We start from the raw sequence: 1,683 nt of genomic DNA on the forward strand, positions 1-1,683 counted from the left end.
CCCGCCCGGCCCCGGCCCCCCCCACAACCCCCCCGGGGGGCCGTTTAACCTAACAAAGCCCCCCCGCGCGGGGCCCCCCCGCCCCCTCCCCCTTCCCGGGGGGCGCCGAGGGCGACATCCAGATCGAGGCGCACCACACCGTCGAGGACACCGCCATCGTCCTCGGTCAGGCGCTCGGTCAGGCGCTGGGCGACAAGAAGGGAATCCGCCGCTTCGGCGACGCGTTCATCCCGATGGACGAGACCCTCGCGCACGCATCGGTGGACGTGTCGGGGCGGCCCTACTGCGTGCACGTCGGTGAACCCGACCACCTGCTGCACGCGGTGATCCCCGGTTCCCCGGTGCGCGGCACCGGCGACCCGGGCGCCCCCTACTCCACGGTGCTCAACCGGCACGTGTTCGAGTCGATCGCCCTCAACGCCCGCATCGCCCTGCACGTGCGGGTGCTCTACGGCCGCGACCAGCACCACATCACCGAGGCCGAGTTCAAGGCGGTGGCCCGCGCCCTGCGCGCCGCCGTGGAACCGGATCCGCGGGTGACCGGGGTGCCGTCGACGAAGGGAACGCTGTGACAACGAAATCCGTCGTCCTGCTCGACTACGGCTCGGGCAACCTGCACTCGGCCGAACGCGCGCTGGCGGGGGCGGGCGCGACGGTGGAGGTGACCGCAGACCCGCAGGCCGCGCTGGCCGCCGACGGCCTGGTCGTGCCCGGCGTCGGCGCGTTCGCCGCGTGCATGGAGGGCCTGCTGTCGGTGCGGGGAGAGAAGATCATCGGCCAGCGCCTGGCCGGTGGCCGTCCGGTGCTCGGCATCTGCGTGGGCATGCAGATCCTGTTCGAGCGCGGGGTGGAGTTCGGTGTGGAGACCGAGGGCTGCGCCGAGTGGCCAGGGGTGGTGGAGCGCCTCGACGCGCCGGTGCTGCCGCACATGGGGTGGAACACCGTGGCGGCGCCGCGGGACAGCGTGCTGTTCGCTGGTCTGGACGCCGACACCCGTTTCTACTTCGTGCACTCCTACGCCGCCCAGAAGTGGGAGCTGCCCGAGGGCGACCACATCGCCGCCCCGAAGCTGACCTGGGCCGAGCACGGCACCCGCTTCCTGGCCGCGGTGGAGAACGGCGCGCTGTCGGCCACCCAGTTCCACCCGGAGAAATCCGGCGACGCGGGCGCGCACCTGCTGCGCAACTGGGTGAACTCGCTGTAGCCACCGGGCGGATCGGGGTTCGCCCCCAGCACGTTCTGGGGGCTGCGCCCTGATCCGCCCGTGGGCCGCCGGCGCGACACTCGGGGGTGAGGAGGTATGCCCATGAAACCGGTCACCCCGTCGTCGAACACAACACCGTCGGTCAGCTCTGTGCCGGGTAGCTCTCTGCCCGTCACCGACCGCCCGGTCACCGTGCCCGCGGTCGTCCTCGGCGGCTACGCCCTGGTCGCGACAATCGCCTGCCTGGTCACCGTCACCGAGACGATCCTGTTCTATCCCAACGTCTTCCACGACATCCCGGACTCCCTGGCGCGCACCGAGGAGTTCATGAGCGTGGTCGGCGTCGGCGACGTGCTGCGCCCGATGGGGGCGGTGCTGACACTGGTCGCGCTGATCGCCGCGGGGGGGCGGGGGGCGGGCGGCGGACGCCCCCCCCGGGGCGGCGCCCACCAGGGGCGCCGGGGGGGGGGGGCGGGAGG

The 1,683-nt window shown here is 73.1% G+C and carries 1 protein-coding gene and 2 pseudogenes; all 3 read left to right on the top strand.

Features of this window, described 5'->3' with window-relative positions; genetic code table 11:
- Positions 1-104 precede the first annotated feature (104 nt).
- Positions 105-572 (top strand): annotated as a pseudogene (locus QH283_RS00015) (imidazoleglycerol-phosphate dehydratase); the annotation flags it as partial.
- On the top strand, positions 569-1,204 hold the full coding sequence (gene hisH, locus QH283_RS00020) for an imidazole glycerol phosphate synthase subunit HisH (protein WP_280500967.1): 636 nt from the start codon (positions 569-571) through the stop codon (positions 1,202-1,204). The pseudogene QH283_RS00015 and the gene hisH, both read left to right, overlap by 4 nt.
- Positions 1,205-1,306: 102 nt before the next feature.
- A pseudogene (locus QH283_RS00025) lies at positions 1,307-1,683 on the top strand (hypothetical protein); the annotation flags it as partial.

Source organism: Nocardia farcinica (assembly GCF_029867845.1).
Classification (GTDB): Bacteria; Actinomycetota; Actinomycetes; order Mycobacteriales; family Mycobacteriaceae; genus Nocardia; species Nocardia farcinica_A.